Source organism: Dyella caseinilytica, from assembly GCF_016865235.1.
GTDB classification, from domain to species: Bacteria; Pseudomonadota; Gammaproteobacteria; order Xanthomonadales; family Rhodanobacteraceae; genus Dyella_B; species Dyella_B caseinilytica.
Genome location: NZ_CP064030.1, coordinates 1,450,869 through 1,465,071, shown reverse-complemented (window position 1 = coordinate 1,465,071; position 14,203 = coordinate 1,450,869). Strand labels below are relative to the sequence as shown.

Below are 14,203 nucleotides of genomic sequence, written 5' to 3'. Positions count from 1 at the left end.
GTGCATGTCCACCGTCACGCCCGACTACTGCACACTCGCCAGCGATATCAAGCGCTGGTCACGTGAGCTTGGCTTCGCCGAGGCGGGCATCAGCGGCGTTTCGCTGGAAAAGGACGAGCAGCACCTGCTTAGCTGGCTGAAAGACAGCTACCACGGCGAGATGGAATACATGGAGCGCCACGGCACCCGTCGCAGCCGGCCAGACGAACTCGAGCCGGGTACGGTGCGTGTGATTTCGGTGCGCATGGACTATATGCCGCCCGGCACGCAGCACGCCTGGGACGTGATCAACGATGCCGAGGCCGGTTACGTGGCCCGTTATGCGCTTGGCCGTGATTACCACAAGCTGATGCGCAACCGTTTGCAGAAATTGGCCGAGCGCATCCGCGCCGCGGTTGGCGAGTTTGGTTATCGCGCCTATGTCGACTCGGCACCGGTGCTGGAAAAGGCACTCGCGCGCAATGCCGGACTTGGCTGGATCGGCAAGCATACGGTGCTGATCAATCGACAGGCCGGCTCATACTTCTTCCTGGGTGAGCTTTACACCAACCTGCCGTTGCCGGTTGACGCACCCGCGAGCGCGCATTGCGGTACCTGCCGCAAGTGCATCGATATCTGCCCGACCCAGGCCATCGTCGCGCCTTACCGGCTGGATGCACGTCGCTGTATCTCGTACCTCACGATCGAACTGAAAGGTTCGATTCCTGAAGAACTGCGCGCACCGATCGGCAACCGCATCTTCGGTTGCGATGATTGTCAGCTGATCTGCCCGTGGAACAAGTTTGCGCAAGACACCGCCGAACCGGATTTCGCACCACGTCATCAACTGGATGGCGCCAAGCTGGTAGAGCTGTTTGCCTGGAGCGAGGAAGAATTCCTTCGCCGCACCGAAGGCATGGCGATTCGCCGCACCGGCTATGAAGGCTGGCTACGCAATATTGCGGTGGCGCTGGGGAATGCGCCGCCGTCAGCAGAAGTGAGCGCGGCGCTGCTGGCGCGTGCGGAACATCCGTCGGCGATGGTGCGCGAACATGTCGCGTGGGCACTGGCTCGGCATCGCCCACACTTTCCTGCAGAATGAGGTTCGCCCTCAAAGCCGTCATGCCCGCGAAAGCGGGCATCCATTTTCACCTTTCGCCCTAGAGCAACATGGATGCCCGCATTCGCGGGCATGACGGCTCTAGACAAGAAAAGAGATTCAGGCAGCCTTACGCCGCAACCATCTGCTTCGGAATCGAGCGATTGGTGTGGCTGATGCGATTGTCTTTGTCGACGTACACGAGCGTCGGCTGGAACTTCTCCAGCTCGGCTTCGTTCAGATGCACAAACGCAGCGATGATGATCAGGTCACCCGGTTGTGCACGATGCGCGGCGCTGCCGTTCACCGAGATGATGCCCGAGCCTTCTTCCGCGCGCAGCGCATACGTGACAAAGCGCTTGCCGTTGTTGATGTTCCACGCGTGGATCTGTTCGTATTCGCGAATGCCCGACGCATCGAGCAGCAGGCCATCGATGGCGATGGAGCCTTCGTAGTGCAGTTCCGCGTGGGTCACGGTTGCACGGTGGATCTTCGCCTTCAGCATGTTGAGTTGCATGACTTCATTCCAGCAGGAACTGCCTGATAAGCCCGATATTATCGAGCCGCCGCCATTGCGCCGCAACATCGGCGCCCGGCGGCTACATGGGGGCCAAGGCCACCCTGAACAAGTCCCGCCGGATTAGTCGAACAACAAGTTGTCGATCAGGCGGGTGGCACCCAGGCGGGCGGCGATCAAGGCGACCAACCCGTCGTGCTCGCCGTCGGCCGGCTCGGACAGGTCCTCGGCGCGGCGGATCGCTACATAATCCGGCACGAAGCCGGCACGTTCCAGCTTGGATGCCGCCGCCTGTTCCACCACCTTACGGGCGTGGCCCTTGGCGATCAGGTCGCGCATCTGCTGCAGGGTCTGATAGATCTGCACCGATTCGGCCCGTTCTTCCGACGACAGGTACTGATTGCGGGAACTGAGAGCCAAACCGTCATCGGCCCGCTGGGTAGGAGCACCCATCACCTTCACCGGCAGGGCAAGATCGCGCACCATGCGCTCGATCACCTTCAGCTGTTGGAAGTCCTTCTGGCCGAAAATGGCGATATCCGGCTGTACCAGGTTGAACAGCTTGCAGACCACCGTGGCGACGCCATCGAAATGACCTGGGCGATGGGCGCCTTCCAGGGTGTCGGTGATCTCCGGTACGTGCAGGCTGACACTGCCGGCCGCGCCAAACGGATAGATGGTCGCCACATCCGGCGCGAATAGCAGATCGCAGCCGAACTCAGCCAGGCCGGCCTGATCCTGAGCCAGCGTGCGCGGGTAGCGGTCGAAATCCTCGTTCGGGCCGAACTGGGTCGGGTTGACGAAAACACTTGCTATCACGCGATCCGCCCGCGCCCGCGCGAGCTTGACCAACGAATGATGACCCGCATGCAGGTTGCCCATGGTCGGCACAAAGCCGACCGTCTGCCCCTGAGAGCGCCAGCCACGGATCGTGGCGCGCAGCCCTGCTGCGTCTTGCACCGTTTGCATGAGTTTGGCTCTGCCTGAATCGCGTTATTTATTAGTTGTATCCGTGTTCCGCGGCGGGAAACGCTCCGCTTCGCACATCGGTGACATAAGCGGCAATCGCTTCGCTCACCGAACCCCGGCCGGCAAGAAAATCCTTGCTGAACTTCGGACGCTTGCCGGGCGTAATGCCCAACATGTCGTAAATCACCAGCACCTGACCATCGCAATGCAGGCCGGCACCGATGCCGATCACCGGGATATCGAGCGCCTTCGTGACGCGCTCGCCCAGCGGCGTGGGGACGCCTTCCAGCACCAGTATGCTGGCACCCGCCTGCTGAACGGCACGCGCTTCGCTCAACACGCGCTCCGCATCATCCAGCGCCCTGCCCTGCACTTTGTAACCACCGAACTTGTGCACGGACTGCGGCGTGAGGCCAAGGTGTGCACAAACCGGGATCGCGCGCTCGGTCAGTGCGTGGATCGATTCAAGAATGTGTGGCGAAGCGCCTTCGATCTTGACCATGGCCGCACCGGCTTCGCCGACCAGCCGGGCACCGGCTTCCAGTGCATGGGCAACATCGCGATCGGCCATGAACGGCATGTCCGCCGCCAGCAAGGTGGCCGACAAGCCACGCGCCACCATGGTTGTGTGATAGACCATCTGATCCAGCGTGACCGGCAAGGTACTGCGCTGGCCTTGCACCACCATGCCCAGCGAATCGCCTACCAGCGCGATGTCGACACCGGCATGCTCGACCTGTGCGGCGAAACTGGCGTCGTATGCCGTAAGCATCACGATCTTGCGCCCTTCCGCTTTCATCGCATGCAGGCTCGGTACGGTGACCGGCTTGCGTGCAGGAGCGCTGCTGTTTTCCACGTACACGGCCGTTTCCTTCAGTGTTGCGGTGAACAATTATCCGGCTTCGGATAGCAAAGGCTCAAGCAAGCAGCTCGCAGCCTTGCGTATCAACGGCTCGCAGCAGATCGGCGACGCGCCCTTGCCCGGGAATTTCCAGATCAGGCGCGAGTTCATTCAAAGGCAACAACACGAATGCACGCTCGGCGATGTGCGGATGGGGCAAGGTCAAACGCTCGTCGTTGACGCTTTTGCCGGCCACATGCAGCAGATCGAGATCGAGGGTGCGCGGACCCCAGCGCTCTTTGCGCTCACGGCCCGCGGCACGCTCGATATCCAGCAGCGCATCAAGCAACTCATGCGGTGGCAACGGCGTTTCCAGTGCGACGACAGCGTTGAGGAAATCAGGTTGATCGTGCATGCCCCATGGCGGCGTGCGGTAGACATGCGACCGCGCCAGCAAGTGCGTGTGCGGCAGATCCGCCAAGGCATTGATGGCATCGAGCAACTGTTTTCGCGAATCGCCGAGGTTACTGCCCAGCGCAACGTATGCGCGCATCAACCGGCCCCGGACTTGCCTGCGGTCGGCTTGCGCCGACGCTTGCGCTTGCGTGTCGCCCCGGCGCGTGCCGTATCGAGATCACCTGCTGGTGCGCCGTGATGCAGCGGCAAAGCCGCCGCCAGCGTTTCATGTGGCAACTGCTGGGCATGCGCCCACCATTGCCCCAGCTCGCCGATGGCGGGCGATTCAGCGGCACGCAACAGCAGGAAATCAAACGCAGCACGGAAGCGCGGATGTGCCAGCAAGCGGAACACCTTCTTGCGCTGGATCTGTTCAAAGCGCGGCTGTAGCGACCAAATTTCTTCCATGGTGATGGTGAAACGGCGCGGGATGGCAACGCGCTGGCACTGCTCGGCAACAACGTGCACGGCTGCACGCGACCAGGCATCATTGTCATCCTTGCCCTGCGTGGTCCAGGTATGCGCAAGATCGCGCACTTCACCCCACAACAGCACGGCAAACAGAAACGCCGGTGTCACCGACTTGCCCTCGGCAACACGGGCGTCCGTATTTTCCAAGCCATGCTCGATCAGCGCACGCAGTGCCTTGTCGCCACGCTTGAGCGCACGTGCCGTGGCCGGGAACATGAACTTGAGCAAGCCGCACTGTTCAAGCATGCGAAAGCTCTTCAAACCATGTCCGGTCAAGAACATCTTGAGCGATTCATCGAACAGGCGCGCTGGAGCTACGCCGCTAAGCAACGGCCCCAACTCGGCAAACGGCGCAGAAGCAGAAGAATCGATGCGAAAATCGAGCTTTGCTGCCAACCGCGCAGCGCGCAGCATCCGCACGGGATCTTCGTGATAACGCGTCTGCGGGTCGCCGATCAGGCGCAACACGCGATCATGCAGATCCTGCATGCCTCCGACGTAGTCGCGCACCGAGAAATCGCTGATGTCGTAGTACATCGCGTTGACGCGGAAATCGCGGCGCAACGCATCTTCTTCAATGCTGCCCCAGACGTTGTCGCGCACGATGCGGCCATCGACGATGTGGCGATCGCCTTCGCTCTGCTCCTCGCTGGTGCCGCGGAAGGTCGCCACTTCGATGATCTCGTTGCCGTACACCACGTGGGCGAGGCGGAAGCGGCGACCGATCAGGCGGCAATTGCGGAACAGCTTTTTGACTTCGTCGGGTGTCGCGTTGGTGGCGACATCGAAATCCTTGGGATGGCCACCCAACAGCAAATCGCGCACAGCGCCACCGACAAGATAGGCGTCATAGCCGGCCTCATTCAGGCGATAGAGCACACGCAAGGCCGCCTTGCTGATGTTCTTGCGGGAAATTGTGTGCTGCTCGCGGGTAATGACGTGCAGCGCCTGATGGTTCCTGGATTTGGGATTCAAGCGATCGAAATCCTTGCGGGTATCCAACTTCCGGTGGGCTCGGCCAGGCACGCCAGACATGCTTTGGCTGAGGTTGAAACCGGCCGTAAGCATTGTCCTGCAGGCGTTTAGACCTGCAAAGGGCGGCGTCCGCAGACGTTGCCGGATGAGACAATTCAGATATACTACCGCGCCTCGCAGCAATACGCTCCCATCGTCTAGTGGCCTAGGACACCGCCCTCTCAAGGCGGGAACACGAGTTCGAACCTCGTTGGGAGCGCCACCTCTCCATTATGATCGGCTTTCCGATCTCAAGCAGGCACACGGCAGCATGACCTTCGTCGTCACCGACAACTGCATTAAATGCAAATACACCGATTGCGTCGAAGTCTGCCCTGTCGACGCATTTCACGAAGGCCCCAATTTCCTGGCGATCGATCCGGACGAGTGCATCGACTGCACCTTGTGCGAGCCGGAGTGCCCTGCGAACGCGATTTTCCCGGAAGACGACGTGCCCGCCGGCCAGGAACACTTCACCGCGCTGAACAAGGACCTGGCCAAGGCTTGGCCGGTCATCGTCACGCGCAAGGAAGCCCTGCCTGACGCCAAAGAATGGGACGGCAAACCGGACAAGTTCAACTTGCTTGAGCGCTGAAGGCCGGAAATTGACCGTGGAGCGTCGGAAATCGTAAGAGCGATTTGCTGGCGAGACTCCACGCCCTAGCCTGGACCAGACATAAGAAAAACGCCGCCTTTGGGCGGCGTTTTTCTTTGTATCGCTACCAGCAGCGAAACGGGAGTCGAATCTTGCGCCTTTACGACTCCCGGCTACCGCAAAAATCAGCCCTTGCCGCCTAGACGCGACTTCAGGCTATCAACCACCTTGGCCACCGCAGCCGCGTCACCCTGGGCACGCACTTCACTGGAACCCTTGCCGCTGGTGTTGACGCTGACCACCACCGGACGCGGCGCCACATTCGGGCCACTCGAGCTGCTGCCCTTGCCGAACATGCGGGCCAAGAAGCTCGGCTTCTCCGTCGGCTGGTCGGACGCCATCACTGAAAGGTTGTAGGTGTGCGCTGCATCGTCATGCCCCTGCAGCGTACCGATATCGCCATTGGCCAGTGCCTCACCGACACGACGATAGGTCTCGTCCACGCTGTCAGCCAGGATGAAGCCATCGGTAATGGTGCCTGGGTTGCTACCCACGCGCGCTGTGGCGCCATTCGCGCTCGGCTGGTTGCCGCCAGCCGGCGGAATCACCAGGGCGGCGGTCGCCGAAGGCGTATCCAGGCCCGGCGGGATTTCCAGCGGCGATTCCTGCTTGGCGTTCTGCCATGCCCGTTCGGAACGGAACATACCGCAGCCCGAAAGCAGCAGGCCAGTGAGAGCCAGGGCCGGCAGGGCAACGGCGAGGGACGTTTTCTTCATGTAGTGAGATTCCGTAGATGTTCCGAAGTTTGAGACGAGCGGGCCACCGACCCGATCAGGCGGCATCCGCCAAGGATGCCAGAGTCGCCAAGGCCTTGCGCAACTGTTCGCGCTCCGGCCCCTGTTCCAGCTCCACCAGCGGCAGCCGCGGCACGGCCGTTCCCAGCCCCAGCTCGGGCAGGCCAGCCTTGACCGCGATCGGGTTGGGCGCACAGTTCAGCGCCTGCACCAGCGGATCGAGCGCGGCGTGGCAGCGTGCCGCGGCAGCGCGGTCACCCGCCCTTGCCGCATCACACAACGCACGAAACGCCCTGGGTACGAGATTCACCGCCACCGAAATGGTGCCGGCGGCGCCGGCCAGCATGGCCTCCGCCGCAGTGCCATCGTCACCGGACAGATAGACGAAATCCGGGCGTACAAGTTCCGCGGTCTGCTGAATCCGCTCAGCATCCCCGCGTGCTTCCTTAATCCCAATGATAGCCGGAAGATCGCGCAACGCGGCCGTTGTCTCGGGCAACAGGTCGCAGCCGGTGCGGGAAGGCACGTTGTAAAGCAGTACCGGCAAGCCACCGTGATCGGCCACTTCGAGGAAATGGCGGCGCAGTCCTTCCTGGGTGGGACGCACGTAATACGGCGCCACGACCAGAGCCGCATCCGCGCCCAGCGAACGCGCGCGTTTGGTGAGCGCCACCGTTTTGGCCGTACCGGCGTCACCGGTACCGGCGATCACCGGGATACGACCCGCGATATGTTCGACCGCAAAGGCCAACAGGCGATCGTATTCGTCGTGTTCAAGCATGTGAGCTTCGCCGGTGGAACCGGCGACGACCACCGCCTGGGTACCGCCCGCGATCTGGAAGTCGAGCAAGCGGCCGAACGCCGCCATATCGAGCGCCCCATCCGATCCGAACGGGGTAACCAGCGCGCAGACGCTTCCGTGAATGTTCATGGCGCAATCCGCACAAAAGCCAAGCCATGCATGTTACTTGCGGGCCCGCGGGACGGGCAAGTAAGCTGGCGTATCGTTCGTCGTCATCCCGCACGACGCGGGGTCGCCATCGTCCATGTCCACCAACCCTTTTTCAGCGCGATCCAGCAACGACCACCAACTGCTGATCCAGACGCTGACACCTGCAGCCCGCACTCCGTTGCTTGTGCTGGCACGCCGTATCGCCGATGCCGGCTGCAATCTTTCCGACGCGCGGGTTTCCACGATTGGCGCGGACACTTCGCTTACCCTGCTCGCCACCGGCGCCTGGGATGCCGTGGCCAAACTCGAAACAGCGTTGACCAAGCTCGCCCGTGAGGAAGAGTTCCGCCTTACCCACTACCGCACTAATCCGCGCGAACCCAGCGGGCATTTGTTGCCCTATCTGGTGGAAGTGGTGTCGTCGGACCGTCCGGGCATCCTGGTGAAGATCGTCGACTTCTTCAATCGCCACGACATCAGCGTGGAACAATTGAGCTCGATGCGTTACCAAGCCATGCAGACAGGCGCCGCGATGTTCCAGGCGCAATTCACCATCGGGGTACCGGACAAGCTGCACATCGCCGCGTTGCGCGATGACTTCCTCGAGTTCTGCGACAGCCTGAATCTGGATGCCATCATGGATCCGGTGAAGTTTTAGCATGGAGCCGGTGAAGTTCTAGGATGCTCCGCCCAGCGTCATCTGACAAGGCTGTTTCCGTCATCTACATCGCGCTAGTCTCCATCCCAGGAACACGCAGTACTCCTGTTCTGATGGAGAGCCCATGCCCGAACTCGGCAAGAAAGTACCCAAGCTTCAAGGCGTCACCGGCGACGGCAGCACGCTGAAACTCGATTCACTGAAAGGCCAATGGGTAGTCGTCTACTTCTACCCGAAGGACAGCACCCCCGGGTGCACCAACGAGGCCAAAGACTTCCGCGATCTCTATCCGAAGTTCAAGAAACGCCACGCCGAAATCATCGGCGTCTCGCGCGACTCGGTTAAATCCCACGCCAACTTTGCCAGCAAGCAGGAATTGCCATTCCCGCTGGTCTCTGACCCTGAGGAAACCTGGTGCGGCGCCTTCGACGTGATCCATGAAAAGGTGCTGTACGGGAAACGTCACATGGGCGTGGTACGCAGTACCTTTCTGATCGACCCCGACGGCAAGCTCGCCGCGGAGTGGCGGGGCGTGAAGGTGCCCGGCCATGCCCAGGCGGTGCTCGACGCTATTCCTACCCGGTGATTTCCACGTCACACGCTCTCGCAAACGTGCACTTCCCTCTCCACCTCAAACCTCGTGAGGTTCCTTCCGCATGACCGGAAGCAAGCGCATCTACGCCCTCGATACCAATGTGCTGTTGCACGATCCCACTTCGCTGTTCCGTTTCGAGGAACACGACGTCTTCATTCCCATGACGGTGCTGGAGGAGCTGGACGAAAAGAAAAAAGGGGCTTCGGAAGTTTCACGCAACGGTCGCCAGGTCAGTCGTTTTCTCAACGAGCTGATCGAGCGCGGCAACGGGCACGGCATCAGCAACGGTCTGGAACTGAGCAGCCCGGAAGGCGTCACGCTCAGGCGCGGCGGCGCGGTGGGCCGGCTGTATTTCCAGCAGCGCACGACGAACGGGCATGGCAAGGCCGACAACCAGATCCTTTCCTCGGTGATCGAACTGCGTGACCAGAATCCGGATCGTGCGGTGATTCTGGTTACCAAGGACATCAACCTGCGCATCAAGTCCAAGATCTACGGGATTGATGCGGAGGACTACGAAAACGATCGCGCCCTCGATGATTTTTCCCTGCTCTACACCGGCTCCACGGAACTACCGGAAAGCTTCTGGGACAAGCATCCCGAAGTGCAATCCTGGAACGAACGTGGTCGCACTTACTACAAAGTCGAGCGCCATGAGGATGAAGACTGGTATCCCAACCAGTGCCTGTTCCTGCCCGGTGACGACAACGTGGAACTGCGCGTACTGCACGTGGACGAACAGCGCGCGACGCTGGTCTTGCTCGACGATCACAGCCACAGCAACCACAGCGTGTGGGGCATCGCTGCGCGCAACCGCGAACAGAACTTCGCGCTGAATGTGCTGATGGATCCCGATGTCGACTTCGTCACCCTGCTCGGCACCGCCGGCACCGGCAAAACCCTGCTCGCGCTGGCTGCCGGTCTGGCGCAAGTCATGGACCAGCAGCGCTATCGCGAAATCATCATGACCCGCGCCACCGTCTCGGTCGGCGAAGACATCGGCTTCCTGCCCGGCACTGAAGAAGAAAAGATGACGCCGTGGATGGGCGCGCTCACCGATAATCTCGAAGTGCTCGCCAATCCCGAAGAAGGCGGCAGTTGGGGCCGCCAGGCCACCAACGACCTGCTTGCGTCGCGCATCAAGATCCGCTCGCTCAACTTCATGCGCGGACGCACCTTCCTGTCGCGTTACCTGATCATTGATGAGGCGCAGAATCTCACGCCAAAACAGATGAAGACGCTCATCACACGCGCCGGCCCCGGCACCAAGATCGTGTGCCTGGGCAACGTAGAGCAGATCGATACGCCTTACCTGACTGAAACAACATCCGGCCTGACCTACGCGGTTGATCGCTTCAAGCATTGGTCGCATTCGGCGCATATCACGCTTCGACGTGGCGAGCGTTCGCGGTTGGCGGATTTTGCGTCGGAAGCGTTGTAAGAGCCGGCCTGCTGTTTGAGACTGTAAAAAGCAAGGTTTTATTTACCGCTAAAGCAACAGAAATGGATTCCGGCGAAGGCCGGAATCCATGTGGGACGTAGCCATGGACCGGCGATTACCTTGTGTATACATACTTGCCAGCCGTCGTAGAGGCACGCTTTACGTTGGCGTCACCAGCGATTTGATCAAGCGCATTTGGCAGCACAAAAATGACTTCGTAGCCGGATTTACGAACCGTTACGATGTGCATTTGCTCGCTTGGTTTGAACTCCATGACACAATGGAGTCGGCCATCCTCCGAAAAAAAGCCATTAAGAACTGGAAGCGTGACTGTAAATTTCGTTTGATCGAAGAAGAAAATCCTTAATGGATCGACCTGTATCCCGCATTGTTATAGATGGATTCCGGCCTTCGCCAGAATGACGAGCTAAGAGCGTGGCAACCTCCAACCAACCGCCCATCGCCCTCACCATCGCCGGTTCCGACTCCGGCGGAGGCGCCGGCATTCAGGCCGATCTGAAAACGTTCCATGCACACCACGTGCATGGCTTGTCAGTCATTGCCGCCATCACCTCGCAGAACACGCGTGGCGTCACCGCAGTGCATCCGGTGCCACTTGCGCACATCCGCAACCAGATCCAAGCAGTGTTCGATGACTTCCCGATCGCCGCGGTAAAAACGGGGATGCTTGGCAACGCCAAAACCGTACGACTCGTCGCCAGGGAGTTGCGCCGACGCAAGCCTGCCTGGCTGGTCGTCGACCCGGTCATGATTTCCACCAGCGGCTCGCGACTGCTCGACGAGGATGCCGTCGAGGCCGTCATCAACGAGCTGATTCCGCTCGCTGACATAGTGACTCCGAACCTGCCCGAGGCCGAATCCCTGCTCGGCCGCCCGCTACGCACCGCTAGACAACTGGAAGCAGCCGGCGAAGCTTTGCTCGCCCTCGGAGCCGCCAGTGTCTTGTTGAAAGGCGGCCATGCGCGTGGCGACAAGGTGGTTGACCGTTACTTCGATGATCGCGGCGTCATAGAAATCCGGCACACCCGCCTGCCGCGCGAGGGCCACGGCACCGGTTGCACGCTGGCATCTGCCATCGCAGCCGAACTCGCCCTGGGTCATACGCCGCGCCAAGCGATACGTCGCGCTTCCGCCTATGTGCATCGCGCCTTGAAGGATGGGTATCGCCCGGGCGGCGGAGCCGTTTACGTGCTGCGTCACTAAGACCGTCCGGAACGGCCCCATGCAGGCATAGATCTGCCGTAAAATCCTTGACTTGCGGCTTTCCGGCCACATACTCCGGCCATATCCCTGGCGCTACCCGAGCCGCTTTTCACGATGGATTTCCTCAGTCCCCGTTTCATCGTCCTCTACGTGCTGCTGGCTTTCGTGCTGTGCGTGCTGTTGGTGCATCTGCGTGGCCGCGCCCGCCTGCGCTTCGATCGTCAGCTCGTTGATCACTCCGCGGTGTTCGCGCCCTACAACCTGCTGATGTACGCCTTCTCGGCGGTACCGGCCAGACCGATTCTCGACCGCGGCGGCTTCCCGCAACTCGACCTGCTCCAAAACAACTGGCAAATCATTCGCGACGAAGCGCTGCAACTGTTTGACGAAGGTCATATCCGCGCCGCGCAAAACAACAATGACGCCAGCTTCAACAGCTTCTTCAAGCAAGGTTGGAAGCGCTTCTACCTGAAATGGTACGGTGAACCGTTGTCCTCCGCCGAGGCACTGTGCCCGCAAACGGTCGCCTTGCTGAAATCGATTCCGAGCGTGAAGGCAGCGATGTTCGCCACGCTCGCGCCAAACAGCAAACTCAACCCGCATCGCGATCCTTTCGCCGGTTCGCTGCGCTATCACCTTGGCCTGATCACGCCCAATTCGCGCGACTGCCGCATCTTTGTTGACGGAGAAGAACACGCCTGGGGCGACGGCAAGGATGTCGTGTTCGACGAAACCTACGTGCACTGGGTGGAAAACAAGACCGACCAGACTCGCGTGATCCTGTTCGCCGACGTGGAACGCCCGTTACGCACCCGACTGATGAATGCCATCAACCACCGCGTGGGGGCTTTCATGGGCAAGATCACCGCTTCACCGAATACCGAATCGCCGGAAGAAAAGACCGGCTTCGTCAATCGCATCTTTGCGCTTAACCAGCGCAACCGCGCACGCAACCGGGAATTCAAGAAGAAATACCCGAAGCTGTTCCGTACGGTGAAATACATCGGCATGGTGATCTTTATCTGGCTGGTGTTCCTGGCACCATGGCCGTTCGTGCGCTGAACCACTGACTGTCACGCTTTCGCGGATTCGCGCGTCCTGGTTGCACGACCGCCTGGAGGACTGCCGTGGACGCGCACACCGAACTGTTTCAGAAACACCGCCCTCGCCTGCTCGGCCTCGCCTATCGCATGCTGGGCACGCCGGCCGATGCCGAAGATATTCTTCATGACGCCTGGCTGCGCTGGCATGCGCAAGACAAGTCCAGCCTGGATGATCCGGAAGCCTGGCTGGTCACCGTCACCACACGCCTGGCCCTGGATCGACTGCGCCACGCCAAGGTAGAACGCGAGCATTACACCGGCCCCTGGCTGCCCGAGCCGCTGATCGAACTGGAAAAGCGCCCTGAAGCCCATGCCGAGCATGCTGAAACGCTCACCATGTCGTTTCTGGTGCTGCTCGAACGGCTCACGGCTGAAGAACGGGCGGCATTTCTGCTACACGATGTCTTTGACTATAGCCACGCAGAAGCCGCGGCCATCCTCGACATCACCGAAGAAGCTTCCCGCCAGCGTGCACATCGCGCCAAACAGCGGTTGCGCGATGAACGTACGCGTTTCACCACCAACACTCAGACGCAGCGCCGTCTGCTGGAACGCTTCGCCCAGGCGCTGGAACACCCGAATGAAGAAAACCTGCGCATGCTGTTTGCCGAAGATGCCATGCACGTATCCGACGGCGGCGGCGTGGTCACCGCTGCGTTGCGACCGCTGCTAGGCGGCGACCGGATCACCCGTCTTTACTTGCAGGTCGCGAAGCATGAAGAGGAACACGTTGTGCGGCGGCAACTGCAGATGCTCAACGGCGCACCGGTCATGCTGACCTGGGTGGATGACAAGCTGGCCACCGCTACCTGGATCGAGTGCGATGGTGAGCACATCGTCGCACTTCACTCTTTGCGCAATCCGGAAAAGCTGGCCCGGTTGGCCACTGTCACGAAATCGCCGAGTGGCCCGTCCTTGCATTGAAACGGCCGACTGTGGCCCATCAACCGAGGACATTCCCCATGGCACGTTTTTCCTACTACACCTATCCCGAAGCCCTGAAACCGCTGTTTGCGATGAAGGCGCACATCGATCAATCCGGCCTTGAGAAGAGTCTGGTTCATCTGGTGATGCTGCGCGCATCCCAATTGAATGGCTGCGCGTACTGCATCGATATGCACAGCAAGGAAGCGCGTGCCGATGGCGAAACCGAGCAACGCCTTTATCTGCTGCAAGCCTGGCGTGAAGCGCCTTTTTATAGCGATCGCGAACGCGCGGCCTTCGTCTGGTGCGAAGCGGTGACGCGGCTTGATCCTGTGCATGGTGTGCCGGATGAGGTTTACCAACAGGCAAGCGCGCAGTTCAGCGAACGCGAGCTGATGGATCTGAATCTGCTGGTGATCATGATCAACGGCTGGAACCGTATTGCGGTACCGTCGAAGACGGAGCCAGGAAGTTTTCAGCCGGCACGTCGAGAAGCAGCCTGATGCGTCAGACCACCCTCTGCGACACGACACAAAAAAGGCCGCCCATGGCGGCCTTTTTTTGATTTACG

The 14,203-nt window shown here is 60.6% G+C and carries 17 protein-coding genes and 1 tRNA gene; 11 read left to right on the top strand and 7 right to left on the bottom strand.

The window, feature by feature from the left end:
- Nucleotides 1-4 precede the first annotated feature (4 nt).
- Entirely contained in the window at nucleotides 5-1,081 is a 1,077-nt protein-coding gene (gene queG / locus ISN74_RS06230) for a tRNA epoxyqueuosine(34) reductase QueG (RefSeq protein ID WP_188798404.1), read from the top strand.
- A 127-nt stretch (nucleotides 1,082-1,208) separates the two neighbouring features.
- Here the strand turns inward: queG and panD are convergent, their stop codons facing one another.
- From panD to pcnB, 5 genes are all read right to left on the bottom strand, one after another.
- A complete protein-coding gene (panD, locus tag ISN74_RS06225; RefSeq protein WP_188798402.1) occupies nucleotides 1,209-1,595 on the bottom strand; it encodes an aspartate 1-decarboxylase in 387 nt (128 codons plus the stop codon).
- A 123-nt stretch (nucleotides 1,596-1,718) separates the two neighbouring features.
- Nucleotides 1,719-2,564, bottom strand: coding sequence for a pantoate--beta-alanine ligase (gene panC / locus ISN74_RS06220; protein WP_188798400.1), 846 nt, complete (start codon nucleotides 2,562-2,564; stop codon nucleotides 1,719-1,721).
- 31 nt (nucleotides 2,565-2,595) lie between these two features.
- Nucleotides 2,596-3,426 carry a 3-methyl-2-oxobutanoate hydroxymethyltransferase gene (gene panB, locus ISN74_RS06215; RefSeq protein ID WP_188799544.1) on the bottom strand — a complete coding sequence of 277 codons (831 nt, stop codon included), beginning with the start codon at nucleotides 3,424-3,426 and terminating at the stop codon, nucleotides 2,596-2,598.
- Nucleotides 3,427-3,481: 55 nt separating this feature from the next.
- The gene (gene folK, locus ISN74_RS06210) at nucleotides 3,482-3,961 is read right to left on the bottom strand and encodes a 2-amino-4-hydroxy-6-hydroxymethyldihydropteridine diphosphokinase (protein WP_188798398.1); all 480 of its coding nucleotides are present in this window, start codon (nucleotides 3,959-3,961) and stop codon (nucleotides 3,482-3,484) included.
- Nucleotides 3,958-5,307, bottom strand: a complete 1,350-nt coding sequence (gene pcnB / locus ISN74_RS06205; RefSeq protein WP_229679045.1) for a polynucleotide adenylyltransferase PcnB — start codon at nucleotides 5,305-5,307, stop codon at nucleotides 3,958-3,960. Before pcnB ends, folK begins: the two co-directional genes overlap by 4 nt.
- A gap of 186 nt (nucleotides 5,308-5,493) precedes the next feature.
- Between pcnB and ISN74_RS06200 the strand changes: the two genes are divergently transcribed.
- Nucleotides 5,494-5,569 (top strand) — tRNA-Glu (locus ISN74_RS06200).
- Nucleotides 5,570-5,617: 48 nt separating this feature from the next.
- Nucleotides 5,618-5,941 carry a ferredoxin FdxA gene (fdxA, locus tag ISN74_RS06195; protein ID WP_188798396.1) on the top strand — a complete coding sequence of 108 codons (324 nt, stop codon included), beginning with the start codon at nucleotides 5,618-5,620 and terminating at the stop codon, nucleotides 5,939-5,941.
- Between the two features lie 185 nt (nucleotides 5,942-6,126).
- On the opposite strand, the gene ISN74_RS06190 is transcribed toward fdxA, so the two are convergent.
- Complete coding sequence (locus ISN74_RS06190) at nucleotides 6,127-6,717, bottom strand: hypothetical protein (RefSeq protein WP_188798394.1); 591 nt, start codon at nucleotides 6,715-6,717, stop codon at nucleotides 6,127-6,129.
- Between the two features lie 55 nt (nucleotides 6,718-6,772).
- Complete coding sequence (dapA, locus tag ISN74_RS06185) at nucleotides 6,773-7,666, bottom strand: 4-hydroxy-tetrahydrodipicolinate synthase (RefSeq protein ID WP_188798393.1); 894 nt, start codon at nucleotides 7,664-7,666, stop codon at nucleotides 6,773-6,775.
- 115 nt (nucleotides 7,667-7,781) lie between these two features.
- Here dapA and ISN74_RS06180 point away from each other — a divergent pair, with 115 nt between their 5' ends.
- The 8 genes from ISN74_RS06180 (at nucleotide 7,782) to ISN74_RS06145 (ending at nucleotide 14,135) form a co-directional block, all read left to right on the top strand.
- Nucleotides 7,782-8,345: a glycine cleavage system transcriptional repressor gene (locus tag ISN74_RS06180; protein ID WP_188798391.1), complete on the top strand. Its 564-nt coding sequence runs from the start codon at nucleotides 7,782-7,784 to the stop codon at nucleotides 8,343-8,345.
- Nucleotides 8,346-8,469: 124 nt separating this feature from the next.
- Nucleotides 8,470-8,931 carry a peroxiredoxin gene (locus ISN74_RS06175; RefSeq protein ID WP_188798389.1) on the top strand — a complete coding sequence of 154 codons (462 nt, stop codon included), beginning with the start codon at nucleotides 8,470-8,472 and terminating at the stop codon, nucleotides 8,929-8,931.
- A gap of 70 nt (nucleotides 8,932-9,001) precedes the next feature.
- Nucleotides 9,002-10,381: a PhoH family protein gene (locus tag ISN74_RS06170; protein WP_188798387.1), complete on the top strand. Its 1,380-nt coding sequence runs from the start codon at nucleotides 9,002-9,004 to the stop codon at nucleotides 10,379-10,381.
- A gap of 88 nt (nucleotides 10,382-10,469) precedes the next feature.
- Nucleotides 10,470-10,748: a GIY-YIG nuclease family protein gene (locus tag ISN74_RS06165; RefSeq protein WP_308420750.1), complete on the top strand. Its 279-nt coding sequence runs from the start codon at nucleotides 10,470-10,472 to the stop codon at nucleotides 10,746-10,748.
- Nucleotides 10,749-10,816: 68 nt separating this feature from the next.
- Entirely contained in the window at nucleotides 10,817-11,605 is a 789-nt protein-coding gene (gene thiD, locus ISN74_RS06160; RefSeq protein ID WP_188798385.1) for a bifunctional hydroxymethylpyrimidine kinase/phosphomethylpyrimidine kinase, read from the top strand.
- A 138-nt stretch (nucleotides 11,606-11,743) separates the two neighbouring features.
- Nucleotides 11,744-12,667 carry an aspartyl/asparaginyl beta-hydroxylase domain-containing protein gene (locus ISN74_RS06155; RefSeq protein WP_275411508.1) on the top strand — a complete coding sequence of 308 codons (924 nt, stop codon included), beginning with the start codon at nucleotides 11,744-11,746 and terminating at the stop codon, nucleotides 12,665-12,667.
- Nucleotides 12,668-12,732: 65 nt separating this feature from the next.
- A complete protein-coding gene (gene sigJ, locus ISN74_RS06150; protein ID WP_188798381.1) occupies nucleotides 12,733-13,632 on the top strand; it encodes an RNA polymerase sigma factor SigJ in 900 nt (299 codons plus the stop codon).
- A 38-nt stretch (nucleotides 13,633-13,670) separates the two neighbouring features.
- The gene (locus tag ISN74_RS06145; protein ID WP_188798379.1) at nucleotides 13,671-14,135 is read left to right on the top strand and encodes a carboxymuconolactone decarboxylase family protein; all 465 of its coding nucleotides are present in this window, start codon (nucleotides 13,671-13,673) and stop codon (nucleotides 14,133-14,135) included.
- Nucleotides 14,136-14,203: the final 68 nt, after the last annotated feature.

Coding starts and splice junctions, on each gene's coding strand:
- queG (WP_188798404.1), top strand. CDS start 5: ATGTCCACCGTCACGCCCGACTACTGCACACTCGCCAGCGATATCAAG.
- panD (WP_188798402.1), bottom strand. CDS start 1,595: ATGCAACTCAACATGCTGAAGGCGAAGATCCACCGTGCAACCGTGACC.
- panC (WP_188798400.1), bottom strand. CDS start 2,564: ATGCAAACGGTGCAAGACGCAGCAGGGCTGCGCGCCACGATCCGTGGC.
- fdxA (WP_188798396.1), top strand. CDS start 5,618: ATGACCTTCGTCGTCACCGACAACTGCATTAAATGCAAATACACCGAT.
- ISN74_RS06190 (WP_188798394.1), bottom strand. CDS start 6,717: ATGAAGAAAACGTCCCTCGCCGTTGCCCTGCCGGCCCTGGCTCTCACT.
- dapA (WP_188798393.1), bottom strand. CDS start 7,666: ATGAACATTCACGGAAGCGTCTGCGCGCTGGTTACCCCGTTCGGATCG.
- ISN74_RS06180 (WP_188798391.1), top strand. CDS start 7,782: ATGTCCACCAACCCTTTTTCAGCGCGATCCAGCAACGACCACCAACTG.
- ISN74_RS06175 (WP_188798389.1), top strand. CDS start 8,470: ATGCCCGAACTCGGCAAGAAAGTACCCAAGCTTCAAGGCGTCACCGGC.
- ISN74_RS06170 (WP_188798387.1), top strand. CDS start 9,002: ATGACCGGAAGCAAGCGCATCTACGCCCTCGATACCAATGTGCTGTTG.
- ISN74_RS06165 (WP_308420750.1), top strand. CDS start 10,470: ATGTGGGACGTAGCCATGGACCGGCGATTACCTTGTGTATACATACTT.
- ISN74_RS06145 (WP_188798379.1), top strand. CDS start 13,671: ATGGCACGTTTTTCCTACTACACCTATCCCGAAGCCCTGAAACCGCTG.